Genomic DNA, 15,068 nt, shown 5'->3' with positions numbered 1-15,068 from the left:
ACAGGTTTTCGGCCATACCGCCCGCGTAGGGGCATTGAAATTCGTGCCGCTGGTGAGGCTACCGCACCAGCGGGTGGCAAAAAGGGGGCCTAGCCCCCTTTTTGCGTACCGTGCCCTGTTAAGGCGCGGTGGCTCAGCCTTCTACGGCTTCGCTTGCAGCAGCTTCCTGGACGAATTCGCCAGTGCCGCCTGCTACGTTGTTACGGCCACGGATGACGGCGTCTGCCATCGAACCCATGTACAGCTGGATGGCGCGGATGGCGTCATCGTTACCTGGGATCACGTAGTCAACGCCTTCCGGGCTGCTGTTGGTATCGACAACGCCGATGACCGGGATGCCCAGCTTGTTGGCTTCGGTGATAGCGATGCGCTCGTGGTCAACGTCGATCACGAACAGTGCGTCAGGCAAGCCGCCCATGTCCTTGATACCACCCAGGCTGCGATCCAGTTTTTCCAGATCGCGGGTGCGCATCAGCGCTTCTTTCTTGGTCAGCTTGGTGAAGGTGCCATCTTCAGCCTGGGTTTCAAGGTCACGCAGACGCTTGATCGATGCGCGGATGGTTTTGTAGTTGGTCAGCATGCCGCCCAACCAGCGATGGTCAACGTAAGGCGAGCCGCAACGTGCTGCTTCTTCGGAGACGATCTTGCCAGCGGAACGCTTGGTGCCAACGAACAGGATCTTGTTTTTGCCCTGAGACAGTTTTTCGACGAAGCTGAGGGCTTCGTTGAACATCGGCAGGGTTTTTTCAAGGTTGATGATGTGGATCTTGTTGCGCGCGCCGAAAATGAACTTGCCCATTTTCGGGTTCCAGTAACGGGTCTGGTGGCCGAAGTGCACACCGGCCTTCAGCATATCGCGCATGTTGACTTGGGACATGATAGTTCCTTGATAAGTCGGGTTAGGCCTCCACGTATCCCAATGATCCAACCCATCGCCTTTCGGCCCGGGCACCCAGGTCATTGTGTCGATACGTGTGTGGGTTAAGCCTTGCGCGGGCACTCCCCCGCAAAGCGGCGCACTTTATATCACACAACGCAGCAAAGATAAACCGGCTAAAAGCGCCCTGCGTTTCGCCCCGCGTCAGGGTAATCGCTGGCCCTGCGGCAATGCCCACCCTGCCCCCACGGCCGCCCTTGTGCCGGGCTATGGTAGAATTGCGCCCTTGCATTATTGACCTGCGCCGTAAGTGCCGAGAGAGCCTGTATGACAGTTACTATCAAAACCCCCGAGGACATCGAAAAAATGCGCGTGGCCGGCCGCCTGGCCGCTGAAGTGCTGGAAATGATCGAGCCGTATGTCAAGCCTGGCGTGACCACCGAAGAGCTGGACCGCCTGTGCCACGACTACATCGTCAATGAGCAGAAGGCTATTCCCGCCCCGCTCAACTACAAGGGCTTCCCGAAGTCTATCTGCACGTCCATCAACCATGTGGTGTGCCACGGCATCCCCAACGAAAAGCCTTTGAAAGACGGTGATGTATTGAACATCGACATCACCGTTATCAAAGATGGCTACCACGGCGACACCAGCCGCATGTTCCATGTGGGCAACGTGCCGGAATGGGCCACCCGCTTGTCGAAGATCACCCAGGAGTGCCTGTACAAGGGCATCGAACTGGTCCGCCCTGGCGCTCGGCTGGGCGACATCGGTGAAGTCATCCAGAAACATGCCGAAAAGAACGGCTTCTCAGTGGTGCGCGAATATTGTGGTCACGGTATTGGCAAGGTGTTCCATGAAGAGCCGCAGGTATTGCACTACGGCCGTGCTGGTACAGGCCTTGAGCTTACGGAAGGCATGACGTTTACCATCGAGCCCATGATCAACCAGGGCAAGGCTGACACTCGCTTGCTGGGCGACGGCTGGACCGCGATCACCAAGGATCGCAAGCTGTCGGCCCAGTGGGAGCACACCGTGCTGGTCACCGCTGATGGTTACGAGGTATTCACGCTGCGCAGTGATGACACCCTGCCGCGCACCTCGGCGCACTAACGCTGCGTTTGGCTTTATAAAGGAAGGCGTACGATGCCGCAGGTGGATCCGGAGTTGTTCGATCGCGGCCAGTTCCAGGCAGAACTGGCGCTCAAGGCCAGCCCTGTGGCTGCGTTCAAAAAGGCAATCCGCCAGGCGCGCGAGGTGCTCGATGGGCGCTTCGCTGCCGGGCGTAATGTTCGCCGCCTGGTTGAAGACCGTGCCTGGTTCGTGGACAACCTCCTGCAACAGGCATGGGGCCAATTCGACTGGGGCCAGCAGGGCGCAATCGCACTGGTCGCCGTCGGCGGCTATGGGCGGGGTGAGTTACACCCGTATTCGGACATCGACCTGCTGATCCTGCTGGAGAACGAGGAACAGGAGCAGTTTCGCGATTCCATTGAACGCTTCCTTACCCTCCTCTGGGACATCGGCCTGGAAGTTGGGCAAAGCGTGCGGTCGGTTCAGGAGTGCGCCGAAGAGGCCCGTGCCGACCTGACCGTGATCACCAACCTGATGGAATGCCGCACCATCGCCGGGCCCGAGCACCTGCGCAAGCGGATGCTGGAGGTGACCGCGCCCGATCGCCTGTGGCCTAGCAAGGCGTTCTTCCTGGCCAAGCAGGCCGAACAAAAAGCTCGTCATCACAAGTACAACGATACCGAGTACAACCTGGAGCCCAACGTTAAAGGCTCGCCTGGCGGCTTGCGGGATATCCAGACCCTGCTCTGGGTAGCGCGTCGTCAATACGGCACCCTCAACTTGCAGGCGCTGGCGGGCCAAGGGTTTTTGCTGGAAGACGAAAGCGACCTGCTGGTGGCCTCCCAGGAGTTTCTCTGGAAAGTTCGGTACGCCCTGCACATGCTGGCCGGGCGATCCGAGGATCGCCTGCTGTTCGACTACCAGCGCGCAATGGCGGAGCTGCTGGGCTACCGAGACAGCAACGCCAAGCTTGCCATCGAAGCGATGATGCAGGCGTATTATCGGGTGGTCATGCGCATCGCCGAGCTGAGCGAGCTGGTAATCCAGCACTTTGAAGAGACCTTACTGGCCGCAGACACTGGCGCCTCGGTGCAGGCAATCAACGCACGATTCCAGTTACACGATGGCTATATCGAAGCCACGGCGCCTACGGTGTTTCGTCGCTGCCCCTTCGCCATGCTGGAAATCTTCGTGCTCATGGCACAAAACCCGGAGATCAAGGGCGTGCGCGCTGATACGATCCGGTTGCTGCGTGAGCACCGTTACCTGATTGACGATAACTTCCGCCACGACATTCGTAACACCAGCCTGTTCATCGAGCTGTTCAAAAGCGAATACGGCATCCACCGCAACCTTCGCCGAATGAACCGCTACGGCATCCTTGGCCTGTACCTTCCAGAGTTCGGTTATATCGTAGGGCAGATGCAGCACGACCTGTACCACATCTACACGGTGGACGCCCATACGCTCAACCTGATCAAGCACCTGCGCAAACTGCAGTACACCCCTGTGTCCGAGATGTTCCCGTTGGCCAGCAAAGTAATGGGGCGGCTGCCCAAGCCTGAGCTTATTTATATCGCCGGGCTGTACCACGACATCGGCAAGGGCCGTAACGGGGATCACTCCGAACTGGGCGCCATAGACGCACAAGCGTTCTGCGAGCGGCACCAACTGCCGCCGTGGGACAGTAGGCTGATCGCCTGGCTGGTACAGAACCACCTGGTAATGTCCACTACGGCCCAGCGCAAGGATTTGTCCGACCCGCAGGTGATCCATGACTTTGCCAACCTGATGGGCGATGAGGTGCACCTGGATTACCTCTATGTGCTCACCGTGGCGGACATAAACGCCACCAACCCCAGCTTGTGGAACTCATGGCGTGCCAGCCTGCTGCGCCAGTTGTATACAGAAACCAAGCGCGCCCTGCGCCGAGGCCTGGAAAACCCGCTGGACCGTGAAGAGCAGATCCGCCGCACCCAGGCGGCTGCCTTGGACATTCTGGTGCGCGGCGGCAATGACCCCGACGACGTAGAACAACTATGGAGCCAACTGGGGGACGATTACTTCCTGCGTCATACGTCCGCTGACGTGGCCTGGCACACCGACGCCATCTTGCTGCAGCCGGCCGAGGGCGGCCCGTTGGTACTGATCCGGGAAACCACCCAACGGGATTTCGAAGGCGCCAGCCAGATCTTTATCTACGCGCCTGACCAGCACGATTTCTTTGCGGTCACCGTGGCGGCCATGGACCAACTGAACCTCAACATCCATGACGCCCGCATTATCACCTCCAGCAGCCAGTTCACCCTGGACACCTACATCGTGCTGGACAACGACGGCGGTTCTATCGGTAATAACCCCAAGCGCATCCAGCAGATCCGCGACGGGCTGACCGAAGCGCTGCGCAATCCGGACGATTACCCCACCATCATCCAGCGCCGGGTGCCTCGTCAGTTGAAACACTTCGCCTTTGCACCGCAAGTCACGATTCATACCGACGCGCAGCGCCCAGTGACCATTCTCGAACTCAGCGCCCCGGACCGGCCTGGCCTGCTGGCGCGCGTGGGAAAGATATTCCTGGAGTTCGACCTGTCACTGCAAAACGCTAAAATCGCCACCTTGGGCGAACGGGTGGAAGACGTATTCTTCCTTACCAACGCCAATAACCAGCCCTTATCAGACCCGCAACTGTGCGCACGCCTGCAGGATGCCATCGTCGAGCAACTGAGCGTCAGCCAGCCCGTGGCCATAGAACTGACCCGTTTGAGCATCTGACCTCATGAACCAAGCCCTCAACCACCTTCAGCCCTACCCGTTCGAAAAGCTGCGCGCATTGCTCGCGGGGGTGCCTGCACCTACCGATATAACGCCTATCGCGCTGTCCATCGGCGAACCCAAGCATGCGTCCCCGGCGTTCGTAGCCCAAGCGCTGGCCGATAACCTGGACCAGCTCGCGGTCTACCCCTCCACCGCAGGGCTGCCGGCCTTGCGTGAAGCGATCACGCGCTGGTGCGCCCGGCGCTTTGGGGTGCCCAGTGATTGGCTAGACCCTGCACGCCATGTGCTGCCGGTGAACGGCACCCGTGAAGCGCTGTTCGCGTTCGTGCAAACCGTGGTCGAGCGCGAACAGGATGGTCTGATCATCAGCCCCAATCCTTTCTATCAGATCTACGAGGGCGCAGCGATTCTGGCAGGGGCGCAACCGCATTACCTGCCCTGCGTGCAATCCCACGGCTTCAACCCGGATTTCAGTGCCGTAACGGCCGATACCTGGGCACGCTGCCAAGTGCTGTTCTTGTGCTCGCCGGGTAACCCTACTGGCGCACTGATTCCCCTGGACACCTTGAAAACCCTCATTGCCCTGGCTGATGAGCACGACTTCATCATTGCTGCCGACGAGTGCTACAGCGAGCTGTATTTCGACGAGAGCACTCCGCCTCCTGGGCTGTTGAGCGCCTGCGCCGAGCTAGGCCGGGAAGATTTCAAGCGCTGCGTGGTATTCCACAGCTTGTCCAAGCGCTCCAATCTGCCGGGGTTGCGTTCCGGGTTCGTGGCGGGGGACGCCGATATCCTCAAAGCGTTCCTGCTGTACCGGACCTACCACGGGTGCGCCATGTCCATCCCTACCCAATTGGCGAGCATCGCAGCCTGGCAAGACGAGGCCCATGTGCGGGCTAACCGTGACCTGTACCGAGAAAAATTCGACGCGGTACTGGAGATTCTTGCCCCCGTGCTGGATGTACTACGCCCTGACGGCGGCTTTTACCTATGGGCCGGCGTGCCCATGAGTGATGAAGTATTTTGCCGTGAGCTGTTTGCCGAGCAGCATGTAACCGTGGTACCCGGCTCTTACCTGTCTCGACAGGTCGATGGTGTAAACCCAGGCGCCAACCGCGTGCGCATGGCGCTGGTCGCACCGTTGGCAGCGTGCATCGAAGCCGCCGAGCGCATCCGCGCGTTCGTGCAATCCCGCTAAGCGCGTTAGCGCGGGGGCAGTGGTTGGAACTGCCCCTGAGCCAACCCTTCCACACTGTTGCCCATTGCGTCTTGGGCTTTGAGGTCCGCGCCTTTAGCTGCCAGGGCATTTAGAACATCCTGCCGCTGGAACAGCGCCGCGTACATGGCAGCGGTCTGGCCGTTGCGGTTACGTTGGTCAGGCGAGCAATTGGCGTCAACCAAACGCCGGGCAATGCTCAGCTCCCCTTTGAAAATCGCGCCCATCAGCGCTGTATTGCCTCGGGCATCCTGGGCACAAGGGTCAGCGCCTGCCGTGAGTAGCTGCTCCACCGTCGCCCGATGGCCGTGGTAGGCGGCTAAAATCAACCCTGTGTAGCCCTTCTCATCCTGAATGTTGAGGTCGAAGCGAGCCTCGATGAAGGCCCCTATCATGTCGGCGTTACCCTCGCGAGCCGCTTCGAAGTACAACTGGCGCAACTGAGCCTGGGCAGTGTCACTCGACACAGGCTCAGCCAGAACCACCGCGGGCACCGCCAGCAGCAGCCATAGAATCAAAGGTTTCATAGTGGTATGTCCGTGTGCGGGCCCGTGCAATCGCGACGGGCCCTGGGGCGGATCAGTCCTTCAGCTGGGCGGCGAGGGCTTTCACCTTGGCTAGGTCACCCTTAGCCACTTTGGCAACACCCGTACCGTATTCAGGGTCGGCCTTGTACAGGTAAGACAGCATCATGTGCTTGCTTTCGGTGTCAGTGGTTGCCAGGGACTCGCCAAAGCTCTGGATCAGATCCGCACGCTCCTTCTTGCTGTACGAACGGTACAGATCACCGGCCTGCTTGAAGTTCTGCTCGCGCTGAATCTTCTTCTGTTGGGTCGTCCCCTCAAGTGGCAGTTGGCTATAACGGGCGTTGTCGTCAGCAGCGCGAGGGTTCAAACGGCTAGGTTCGTAATTGACGCCTGTGGTGGTATGGCCACTATTCATAGCACCATCCTGGTTGCCATTGTTCACCGCGACGCGGGGGCGGTTAACCGGCAGGCTCAAACCGTTGGTACCCACGCGATACAGCTGGGTATCGGCATAGGAGAAGATCCGCCCTTGCAGCAAACGGTCTTCGGAGGGTTCGATCCCCGGCACCAGGTTCGCGGGCGCCATGGCCACTTGCTCGGTTTCCTGGAAGACGTTATCCACGTTCTTGTTCAACACCATCTGCCCGATTTTACGCTCCGGCACGTCTGGCCAGATTTTCGTGGCATCCAGTGGGTCGAAATCGAAGGTGGACAGTTGCTCAGGCTTGAGCACCTGCACATACAAATCCCACTTGGGGTAGTCCCCTTGCTTGATGGCATTGACCAGGTCGTGGGTCATATGGCTGTAGTCCTTGCCTTGTACCTTGGCGACTTCAGCCGGGTCCAGGTTCTTGATTCCTTGGAGGCTCTTCCAGTGGAATTTGACGTAGTGCACATCACCCTTGGCGTTCACCAGCTTGTAGGCATGAACGCTGTTGCCGTCCATGAAACGGTAACCGGCCGGGGTGCCCTCGTTAGCGTATAGCTGGGTCAGCGTACGGGTCGCCTCCGGTACATGGGAGAAGAAATCAAAACGCCGAGAGTCGTCGTCCAAGTTGGTACGTGGGTCCGGTTTGAACGCATGGACCATGTCTGGGAATTTGATGGCGTCACGAATAAAAAAGGTCGGGAAGTTATTGCCTACCAAGTCCCAGTTACCGTCGGCGGTATAAAACTTAGTAGCAAAACCACGGGGGTCACGCAGGGTTTCCGGAGAATGGTTGCCATGCACTACGGCCGAGAAGCGTACGAATACCGGCGTGTGTTCACCCGCCTGGAAAACCCGTGCCTTGGTCAGGTCGGCAAGGTCGGCGGTGGCGGTGAATTCGCCTTTGGCCCCCGTACCCCGGGCATGCACGACGCGCTCTGGAATGCGCTCGCGGTCGAAGCGCTGGAGCTTCTGGATCAATTGAACGTCTTGTAGCAGCGCCGGGCCAGTAGCGCCAGCGGTCTGCGAGTTCTGGTTGTCGCCAACATGGGCGCCATTGTCGCGAGTCAAGGTGTCAGCATAGACCGACGTGGCGGTCAACGCGCCGAAGGCCACGACACCTAGCGCCTGGCCACTTAAACGAGTGAGCTTCATGTGATCCCTTATGGATTCGTTGGTGATGAGCCATTCAATCCTAGAGAGCCAACGCTTTAGAACTGTAATTGAAAAGCCCTATAACCCGAATAGAGAAAGATTAAGTAACAAGAAGACCACTAGAGCAACTTATTCAATCGCGCGCGTAATGCTTTAATCATTCACTTACCATAACTACCTTTAAATAATTTGAAGAAATATTTTCAGTCGGCCATAGGAAATCCCGACCTGCCCAGGCACGTCTGGTTTGCTGAAGGCACAGATTGCAACCACGTGGTCATGGCGTAGCCTTGAACGATGCCGCATAATTCCCAACCCCTTACATTCGGAGCACAAGCTGGGGCCCAGGGCCGCCGCTTCACTTACATGGCTTACACTCTTTATGGCATCAAGGCGTGCGACACCATGAAAAAAGCCCGCGGCTGGTTGGATGAGCATGGCATTGCCTATGATTTTCATGACTACAAAACCGCTGGCATCGACCACGCACACCTTCAGCGCTGGTGCAGCACCCATGGTTGGGAAACCGTCCTCAACCGTGCAGGTACAACCTTCCGCAAGCTCTCAGACGCCCAAAAGGCCAACCTGGATCAAGCCAAGGCCATCGAACTGATGCTCGCGCAGCCATCCATGATCAAGCGCCCGGTGCTAGAGCTTGGCGACCGAACCCTGGTGGGTTTCAAACCCGATCACTATGCGGCGGCCCTGAGCTAATCAGCCGGCCCCGCCTCAAAAAGGACTATGTATGACCACTTCTCTGTTCAGCCTCGGCTTTGGCGTCGGCACTCAAAACCGTCAGGGTGCATGGCTGGAAGTTTTTTACGCGCAGCCTTTGATGGCACCTTCGGCAGCGCTGGTTGAAGCCATTGCCCCAGTGCTGGGCTACAGCGGTGGCAATGAAGCCATTACGTTCGGCGCTACACAGGCGTCGCAGATGGCTGAGGCCCTCAAAGCCATTGACCCGACCCAGGCCGCATTGCTCACGCGCCTGGCTGAAAGCCAAAAGCCCTTGGTCGCCACGCTGCTGGCAAGCGACGCCGCGCTAAGCTCCACGCCAGAGGCGTACCTCAAGCTGCATGTGCTGTCCCACCGCCTGGCGCGCCCTCATGGTTTGAACCTGAGCGGTATCTTCCCCCTGCTACCTAACGTGGCCTGGACGAGCGAAGGCGCTATCGACTTGGCGGAGCTGCCGGCGCGTCAGCTTGAGGCTCGCCTGAAAGGCAAGTTGCTAGACGTGTTCTCCGTGGACAAATTCCCGAAAATGACTGATTACGTGGTGCCTACAGGCGTGCGTATCGCGGACGCTGCCCGGGTTCGCCTGGGTGCCTACATTGGCGAAGGCACCACGGTGATGCACGAAGGCTTCGTCAACTTCAATGCCGGTACCGAAGGCCCTGGCATGATCGAAGGCCGCGTATCGGCAGGCGTGTTCGTTGGCAAGGGCTCGGACCTTGGCGGTGGCTGCTCCACCATGGGTACGCTCTCAGGGGGCGGCAATATCGTGATCAAGGTAGGCGAAGGCTGCCTGATCGGCGCCAATGCCGGGATTGGCATTCCCTTGGGTGACCGCAACACCGTAGAGGCGGGCCTGTACCTCACGGCTGGCACAAAGGTCGCACTGCTCGATGATGCCAATCAATTGGTGAAAGTCGTCAAGGCGCGTGACCTGGCTGGGCAAACCGACCTGTTGTTCCGCCGCAATTCAGAAACCGGCGCGGTCGAATGCAAAACCCACAAGTCGGCCATCGAACTCAACGACGCGCTGCACGCGCACAACTGATCAGGTTGCCGTGGCGGCGCAAGCCGCCGGTAACGGGGCCCAAGCATGATTCAGCTTTCTCCGTGGCGCGGGGAGTTTCCCGCGCTTGCCGCGCTTGAGCGCCAGCAGCAAACCTACCTGGACAGCGCGGCCACGGCCCAGAAGCCCCAGGCCATGTTGGCGGCACTCGGCCATTATTATGCCCACGGGGCCGCCAACGTTCATCGCGCGCAACACCTGCCAGGCGCGCTGGCTACTCAGGCGTTCGAGCGGTGTCGCGAGAAGGTCGCTCACTGGCTGCAGGTGGCAGCGCCAGCCCAGATCATCTTCACGCACGGCGCGACTTCAGCCTTCAACCTGCTGGCCTACGGCCTTGAACACCTGATCAGCCAGGGTGACGAAATTGCGGTCAGCGCCTTGGAGCACCACGCCAACCTGTTGCCTTGGCAGCAATTGGCCCACCGTCGAGGCGCTCGCCTGATTGTGCTGCCCCTGGATGTATCAGGGCGTGTGTGCGTTGACAGCGCCCACGCGCTGATTGGCCCACGCACCAAACTCCTCGCCGTTAGCCAACTGTCCAACGTGCTTGGTACTCGTCAACCGGTGAAAGCATTGGTGGCCCTGGCACGCCAACAGGGGGCACTATCAGTGGTTGATGGTGCTCAGGGCGTGGTCCATGGGCGTCAGGCCCTGGCAGCCCTGGGGTGCGACTTTTACGCGTTTTCCAGCCACAAGCTCTACGGCCCCGACGGTGTAGGCGTGTTGTATGGGCGCAGTGAAGCCTTGGGTAAATTACGCCATGCACAGTTTGGTGGCGAGATGGTTCACCAGGCCGATTATCACCACGCCAGCTTTCATCCCGCCCCATTGGGTTTCGAAGCCGGCACACCGCCCATCGCCAACGTGATTGCGCTGGGGGCCACGCTGGATTGGCTGAGTTCGCTGGATGAGCAGGCGGTACTCGACCATGAGCATGCGCTGCATCAACAACTGCTGCGCGGGCTGGGTGATCGGGAAGGCATTCAGCTACTGGGCAACCCAGATACCGCCTTGGCAAGCTTTGTGGTGCCCAATGTCCATCACGCGGACCTTGCACACTTGCTCACCGACCAAGGCATCGCGGTACGGGTGGGTACGCACTGCGCCCAGCCGCTGTTCGCTACCTTGGGCCTGAGCGGGGCCATCCGCGTAAGCCTTGGCCTCTACAACGATTCAGAAGACCTCAAGCGCTTCTTTCTAGCCTTGGACAGTGCGCTGGCGGTGTTGCGATGAAGACGCTGCCTGCCGACGCCTTGGAGGTTCAGGCCCGCTTCGCGGGTTGTACCTCGTGGGAAGCCAGGGCGCGTTTATTGATGCAGGAGGGCGAACGCCTTGCCCCGCTTGGCCCCGACGAGCTGATTGATGCCCACCGCGTTCACGGCTGTGAAAGCCAGGTGTGGTTGGTAGGCGAAGCGCTGAACGGTTATTGGGTGTTTCGGGCCAGCAGCGATGCACGCCTGCTACGCGGCTTGTTGGCGGTATTGCTCGCAAGGGTCAATGGGCTAACCCCGGCAGCCCTGTTGCAGCTCGACCTGCAGCCCTGGTTTGCCGACCTGGGCCTGCAACGCCAGCTCACGCCGTCGCGCAGCAACGGGCTTAACGCGGTATTGGGTCAGATGCGCAAGCAGGTGGCGGAGGTGCCCTACTCCCCTGGCGCCTGAACAAGCGAGCGCTCCGAAGGCCGCCGCGCACCTGCCACCAGCTTCTCCACAGCCTTGCTTACCGCGACCATTCCAAAGGTGGCGGTGACCATCATCACGGCGCCAACGCCCCCGGCGCAATCCAGGCGCACCCCCTCCCCGACAAAGGCTTTGCTCAAGCACACACCGCCCTCGGCGGTGGGGTACCTCATTTGCTCGGTAGAAAACACACAAGGCACGCCATAACTGCGCGAGGTGTTGCGTGAAAACCCGTAGTCGCGCCGCAGCAATGAACGCACCTTGGATGCCAAAGGGTCATTCCAGGTGCGGTTCAGGTCACACACGCTTACTTGGGTAGGGTCGACCTGCCCGCCTGCGCCACCGGTGGTGATGATGGGCAGCTTTCGCCGCCTGCACCAGCCGATCACAGCCGCCTTGGCGTTCACGCTGTCGATGCAATCCAGCACGAAGTCCAGTGAATCGTTGAGGTAGTGGGCCAAAGTGTCGGCCGTTACAAAGTCCGCAACCGCATGCACGGTGCAAGCCGGATTGATTGCCTGCAGGCGCTCTGCCAGTACCTCGACCTTGGCCCGCCCCACGTTGCCTTCCAGCGCATGGGATTGCCGGTTGGTGTTGCTCACGCAGACGTCGTCCAGGTCGAACAGTGAAATTTCGCCTACACCGCTTCGCACAAAGGCTTCAGCGGCCCACGACCCCACACCGCCTACGCCCACCACTGCCACGTGGGCTGCCTGCAGCCGAGCCAGCCCCGTGGCCCCATATAGACGGGCTACTCCGCTAAATCTTGGATCCTCAGAACTCATTGCCACCCCTCGTCGCTAAGGCGCCGATTATACGGACGTGGCCGATAAGGCGAAGCGAAAGGCGATATTCGAAACGCAGGAGCAACTTTCCTGGCCGTTCGGTTTCAGCTGTTGAGAATCTGCAAGGACGTAGCACTCAATGCCCACCCGCACGTTAGGCTTGAACCTGATAACCATCATGGCTATCGCCGCATTATTTATTGGGGGCTGGGCACTGATCAATCGCCCCGTCGCCGCACCTAACTGGCCAGACCGGATCTCGGGGTTTTCATACTCGCCTTTTCGTTTGGGGCAGAACCCGCAGGTAAACCGCTACCCTAGCGACGAAGAGTTGCTTCAGGACTTGATGCAACTGAGCCAGTACACCGACAGCGTGCGCACCTATTCCGTTGCCGGCAGCCAGGCCGACATCCCGCGCTTGGCCGAGGAAGCCGGGGTACAGGTCACGTTAGGTATCTGGATCGGTAACGACTTTGCCCGCAATGAGCGTGAAATGGCTATCGGCATTGATCTGGCCAACCGCTACCGCAGCGTCGTGCGGGTGATCGTAGGCAACGAGTCGCTGTTTCGTGAAGAGGTAACTTCAGCCCAACTGACAGGGTACCTGGACCGCGTGCGTGCTGCTGTCAAGGTGCCGGTCACCACGTCTGAGCAATGGCACGTCTGGGCCCATCATCCCGAACTGGCCGATCATGCAGACCTGATCGCTGCGCACATACTCCCCTATTGGGAGTTCGTACCCATGGAAGAGGCCGGCCAGTTCGTACTGGAGCGAGCCAAAGACCTGCGCCGGCAGTTTCCTAAAAAGCAACTGCTGCTGTCCGAGGTAGGCTGGCCCAGCAATGGTCATATGCGCGGCGGCGCCGACGCTACCCAGGCCGACCAAGCTGTGTATTTGCGCAAGCTGGTGAACACGCTTAACCGAAGAGGCTATGACTACTTCGTGATTGAGGCGTACGACCAACCGTGGAAAGCCGATGACGAAGGCTCGGTGGGCGCGTACTGGGGCGTATTCAACGCTGCAAGGCAGCCCAAGTTCAACTTTACCGGGCCTGTGGTCGCGATCCCCCAATGGCGGATATTGGCCACGGCATCGGCCGTTCTTGCGCTGGTTGCACTGGCCCTGCTGCTTATCGACGGCTCTGCACTGCGCCAACGTGGGCGTACCTTCCTGACCTTCGTTGCCTTCTTGTGCGGATCGGTACTGGTCTGGATTGCCTACGACTACAGTCAGCAATACAGCACGTGGTTCAGCCTTATCGTAGGCGGCCTATTGGCTCTGGGTGTGATCGGCGTTGCCATCGTACTGCTGACAGAAGCCCATGAACTGGCCGAAGCGGTGTGGACCCGCAAGCGTCGACGGCCCTTCACGCCCGTAGAGTATGCCGATGCCCCCCGGCCCAAGGTGTCCATTCACCTGCCGTGTTACAACGAACCGCCAAGCATGGTGAACGCCAGCCTGGATGCGCTCGCGGCGCTCGACTACCCCGACTTCGAAGTGCTGGTGATCGATAACAATACGCAGGACCCGGCCGTTTGGGCGCCGGTCCGCGACCATTGTGCCGCCCTCGGGCCTCGCTTCAGGTTTTTCCATGTGGCGCCCTTGGAAGGCTTCAAGGGGGGTGCACTCAATTACCTGCTTGCCCGAACGGCTGACGATGCGCAGGTGATCGCCGTGGTCGACGCCGACTACTGCGTGGCACCCGATTGGCTCAAGCACATGGTTCCGCACTTCGCCGACCCGCGCATCGCTATCGTGCAAAGCCCACAGGATTACCGCGACAACCACGAGAGCCTGTTCAAGCAACTGTGCTACTTGGAGTACCGCGGGTTTTTCCATATCGGCATGGTGACCCGCAACGACCGCGACGCGATTATCCAGCACGGCACCATGACCCTGGTCCGGCGCGACGTGCTGGACCGCCTTGGCTGGGCACAATGGTGCATCTGCGAGGACGCTGAATTGGGCCTGCGGGTATTCGAGGCTGGCTTGTCGGCAGCGTATCACCCACGCAGCTATGGTCAGGGCCTGATGCCCGACACGTTCAGCGCCTTCAAAAAGCAACGGGCACGGTGGGCATATGGGGCCATGCAAATCCTCAAGCGCCACGCCGCCCCGTTATTGCTGGGCCCCGGTGCGTGCCTGAGCCGAGGGCAGCGCTATCACTTCGTGGCAGGTTGGCTGCCGTGGATCGCGGATGGCATGAACATCTTCTTCACCTTCGGGGCGCTGCTGTGGTCGGGCGCGATGATCATCGTGCCGAACCGGATTGAGCCGCCCTTGCTGGTGTTTGCCATTCCCCCATTGGCCCTGTTCAGTTTCAAGGTAGGGAAGATGCTGTTTCTTTACCGGCGCACCCTGGGCGTGTCCTTAGGGCAGGCGGCCTCCGCGGCGGTAGCGGGGCTGGCGCTGTCCCATACGATCGGCAAGGCTGTGCTATACGGCGCGTTCACTCAAAGCATGCCGTTCGTTCGCACGCCTAAGCTGGCTCATCGCTCAGGGAGCGTACGCGCCATGGCAGAAGCACGGGAAGAACTGTACCTATTGGCGTTGCTATGGGGCGCAGCCGCCGGCATCTGCCTGACCCAAGGCATTCCCAGTTCCGATGCCCGGTGGTGGCTTGGGATGCTGTTGGTACAGGCGCTGCCTTACCTGGCAGCGGTGACACTGGCCATTATCTCTGCCGGCCCGCAGCTTACGCAGGCAGCCAAAGTCGCCCTCAGCGATGGTTAGGGCCTGTGCAGCATTGCG

General features: G+C 59.9%; 12 protein-coding genes. 8 read left to right on the top strand and 4 right to left on the bottom strand.

Annotation, left to right across the window (positions count from 1 at the left end; all coding sequences use genetic code 11):
• Nucleotides 1-133 precede the first annotated feature (133 nt).
• Nucleotides 134-877: a 30S ribosomal protein S2 gene (gene rpsB, locus AC4LE2_RS04875; RefSeq protein WP_491824493.1), complete on the bottom strand. Its 744-nt coding sequence runs from the start codon at nt 875-877 to the stop codon at nt 134-136.
• A 327-nt stretch (nt 878-1,204) separates the two neighbouring features.
• Between rpsB and map the strand changes: the two genes are divergently transcribed.
• Genes map through dapC form a run of 3 tightly spaced genes read left to right on the top strand, consistent with a single transcriptional unit; the run spans nt 1,205 to nt 5,927 of the window.
• Nucleotides 1,205-1,990: a type I methionyl aminopeptidase gene (gene map / locus AC4LE2_RS04870; protein WP_491824491.1), complete on the top strand. Its 786-nt coding sequence runs from the start codon at nt 1,205-1,207 to the stop codon at nt 1,988-1,990.
• 33 nt (nt 1,991-2,023) lie between these two features.
• A complete protein-coding gene (locus AC4LE2_RS04865; RefSeq protein ID WP_491824489.1) occupies nt 2,024-4,726 on the top strand; it encodes a [protein-PII] uridylyltransferase in 2,703 nt (900 codons plus the stop codon).
• 4 nt (nt 4,727-4,730) lie between these two features.
• Nucleotides 4,731-5,927, top strand: a complete 1,197-nt coding sequence (gene dapC / locus AC4LE2_RS04860; RefSeq protein WP_491824487.1) for a succinyldiaminopimelate transaminase — start codon at nt 4,731-4,733, stop codon at nt 5,925-5,927.
• A 5-nt stretch (nt 5,928-5,932) separates the two neighbouring features.
• Here dapC and AC4LE2_RS04855 read toward each other — a convergent pair whose 3' ends face one another.
• Both AC4LE2_RS04855 and katB read right to left on the bottom strand, forming a co-directional pair.
• A complete protein-coding gene (locus AC4LE2_RS04855) occupies nt 5,933-6,472 on the bottom strand; it encodes an ankyrin repeat domain-containing protein (protein WP_491824485.1) in 540 nt (179 codons plus the stop codon).
• Between the two features lie 52 nt (nt 6,473-6,524).
• Entirely contained in the window at nt 6,525-8,054 is a 1,530-nt protein-coding gene (gene katB / locus AC4LE2_RS04850; RefSeq protein ID WP_491824483.1) for a catalase KatB, read from the bottom strand.
• Between the two features lie 366 nt (nt 8,055-8,420).
• On the opposite strand from katB, the gene AC4LE2_RS04845 reads away from it, so the two are divergent.
• Genes AC4LE2_RS04845 through AC4LE2_RS04830 form a run of 4 tightly spaced genes read left to right on the top strand, consistent with a single transcriptional unit; the run spans nt 8,421 to nt 11,513 of the window.
• A complete protein-coding gene (locus tag AC4LE2_RS04845) occupies nt 8,421-8,768 on the top strand; it encodes an ArsC family reductase (RefSeq protein ID WP_491824481.1) in 348 nt (115 codons plus the stop codon).
• Between the two features lie 31 nt (nt 8,769-8,799).
• The gene (gene dapD / locus AC4LE2_RS04840) at nt 8,800-9,834 is read left to right on the top strand and encodes a 2,3,4,5-tetrahydropyridine-2,6-dicarboxylate N-succinyltransferase (protein ID WP_491824479.1); all 1,035 of its coding nucleotides are present in this window, start codon (nt 8,800-8,802) and stop codon (nt 9,832-9,834) included.
• 45 nt (nt 9,835-9,879) lie between these two features.
• Complete coding sequence (locus tag AC4LE2_RS04835; protein ID WP_491824477.1) at nt 9,880-11,085, top strand: cysteine desulfurase; 1,206 nt, start codon at nt 9,880-9,882, stop codon at nt 11,083-11,085.
• Nucleotides 11,082-11,513 (top strand): SufE family protein, encoded by a 432-nt coding sequence (locus AC4LE2_RS04830; protein ID WP_491824475.1) that lies wholly within the window; start codon nt 11,082-11,084, stop codon nt 11,511-11,513. Before AC4LE2_RS04835 ends, AC4LE2_RS04830 begins: the two co-directional genes overlap by 4 nt.
• Here AC4LE2_RS04830 and tcdA read toward each other — a convergent pair.
• Nucleotides 11,495-12,316: a tRNA cyclic N6-threonylcarbamoyladenosine(37) synthase TcdA gene (gene tcdA, locus AC4LE2_RS04825; RefSeq protein ID WP_491824473.1), complete on the bottom strand. Its 822-nt coding sequence runs from the start codon at nt 12,314-12,316 to the stop codon at nt 11,495-11,497. The two genes, AC4LE2_RS04830 and tcdA, sit on opposite strands and share 19 nt — an antisense overlap.
• Nucleotides 12,317-12,455: 139 nt before the next feature.
• Between tcdA and AC4LE2_RS04820 the strand changes: the two genes are divergently transcribed.
• A complete protein-coding gene (locus tag AC4LE2_RS04820) occupies nt 12,456-15,050 on the top strand; it encodes a glycosyltransferase (protein ID WP_491824471.1) in 2,595 nt (864 codons plus the stop codon).
• Nucleotides 15,051-15,068 lie beyond the last annotated feature (18 nt).

Source organism: Pseudomonas sp. 9.3L, from assembly GCF_058536285.1.
This window is presented reverse-complemented; position numbering and strand designations above follow the sequence as displayed.

What these genes read in the sequence shown, in the direction of transcription:
- rpsB (WP_491824493.1), bottom strand. Translation starts at nt 877, where the DNA reads ATGTCCCAAGTCAACATGCGCGATATGCTGAAGGCCGGTGTGCACTTC.
- map (WP_491824491.1), top strand. Translation starts at nt 1,205, where the DNA reads ATGACAGTTACTATCAAAACCCCCGAGGACATCGAAAAAATGCGCGTG.
- AC4LE2_RS04865 (WP_491824489.1), top strand. Translation starts at nt 2,024, where the DNA reads ATGCCGCAGGTGGATCCGGAGTTGTTCGATCGCGGCCAGTTCCAGGCA.
- dapC (WP_491824487.1), top strand. Translation starts at nt 4,731, where the DNA reads ATGAACCAAGCCCTCAACCACCTTCAGCCCTACCCGTTCGAAAAGCTG.
- AC4LE2_RS04855 (WP_491824485.1), bottom strand. Translation starts at nt 6,472, where the DNA reads ATGAAACCTTTGATTCTATGGCTGCTGCTGGCGGTGCCCGCGGTGGTT.
- katB (WP_491824483.1), bottom strand. Translation starts at nt 8,054, where the DNA reads ATGAAGCTCACTCGTTTAAGTGGCCAGGCGCTAGGTGTCGTGGCCTTC.
- AC4LE2_RS04845 (WP_491824481.1), top strand. Translation starts at nt 8,421, where the DNA reads ATGGCTTACACTCTTTATGGCATCAAGGCGTGCGACACCATGAAAAAA.
- dapD (WP_491824479.1), top strand. Translation starts at nt 8,800, where the DNA reads ATGACCACTTCTCTGTTCAGCCTCGGCTTTGGCGTCGGCACTCAAAAC.
- AC4LE2_RS04835 (WP_491824477.1), top strand. Translation starts at nt 9,880, where the DNA reads ATGATTCAGCTTTCTCCGTGGCGCGGGGAGTTTCCCGCGCTTGCCGCG.
- AC4LE2_RS04830 (WP_491824475.1), top strand. Translation starts at nt 11,082, where the DNA reads ATGAAGACGCTGCCTGCCGACGCCTTGGAGGTTCAGGCCCGCTTCGCG.
- tcdA (WP_491824473.1), bottom strand. Translation starts at nt 12,316, where the DNA reads ATGAGTTCTGAGGATCCAAGATTTAGCGGAGTAGCCCGTCTATATGGG.
- AC4LE2_RS04820 (WP_491824471.1), top strand. Translation starts at nt 12,456, where the DNA reads ATGCCCACCCGCACGTTAGGCTTGAACCTGATAACCATCATGGCTATC.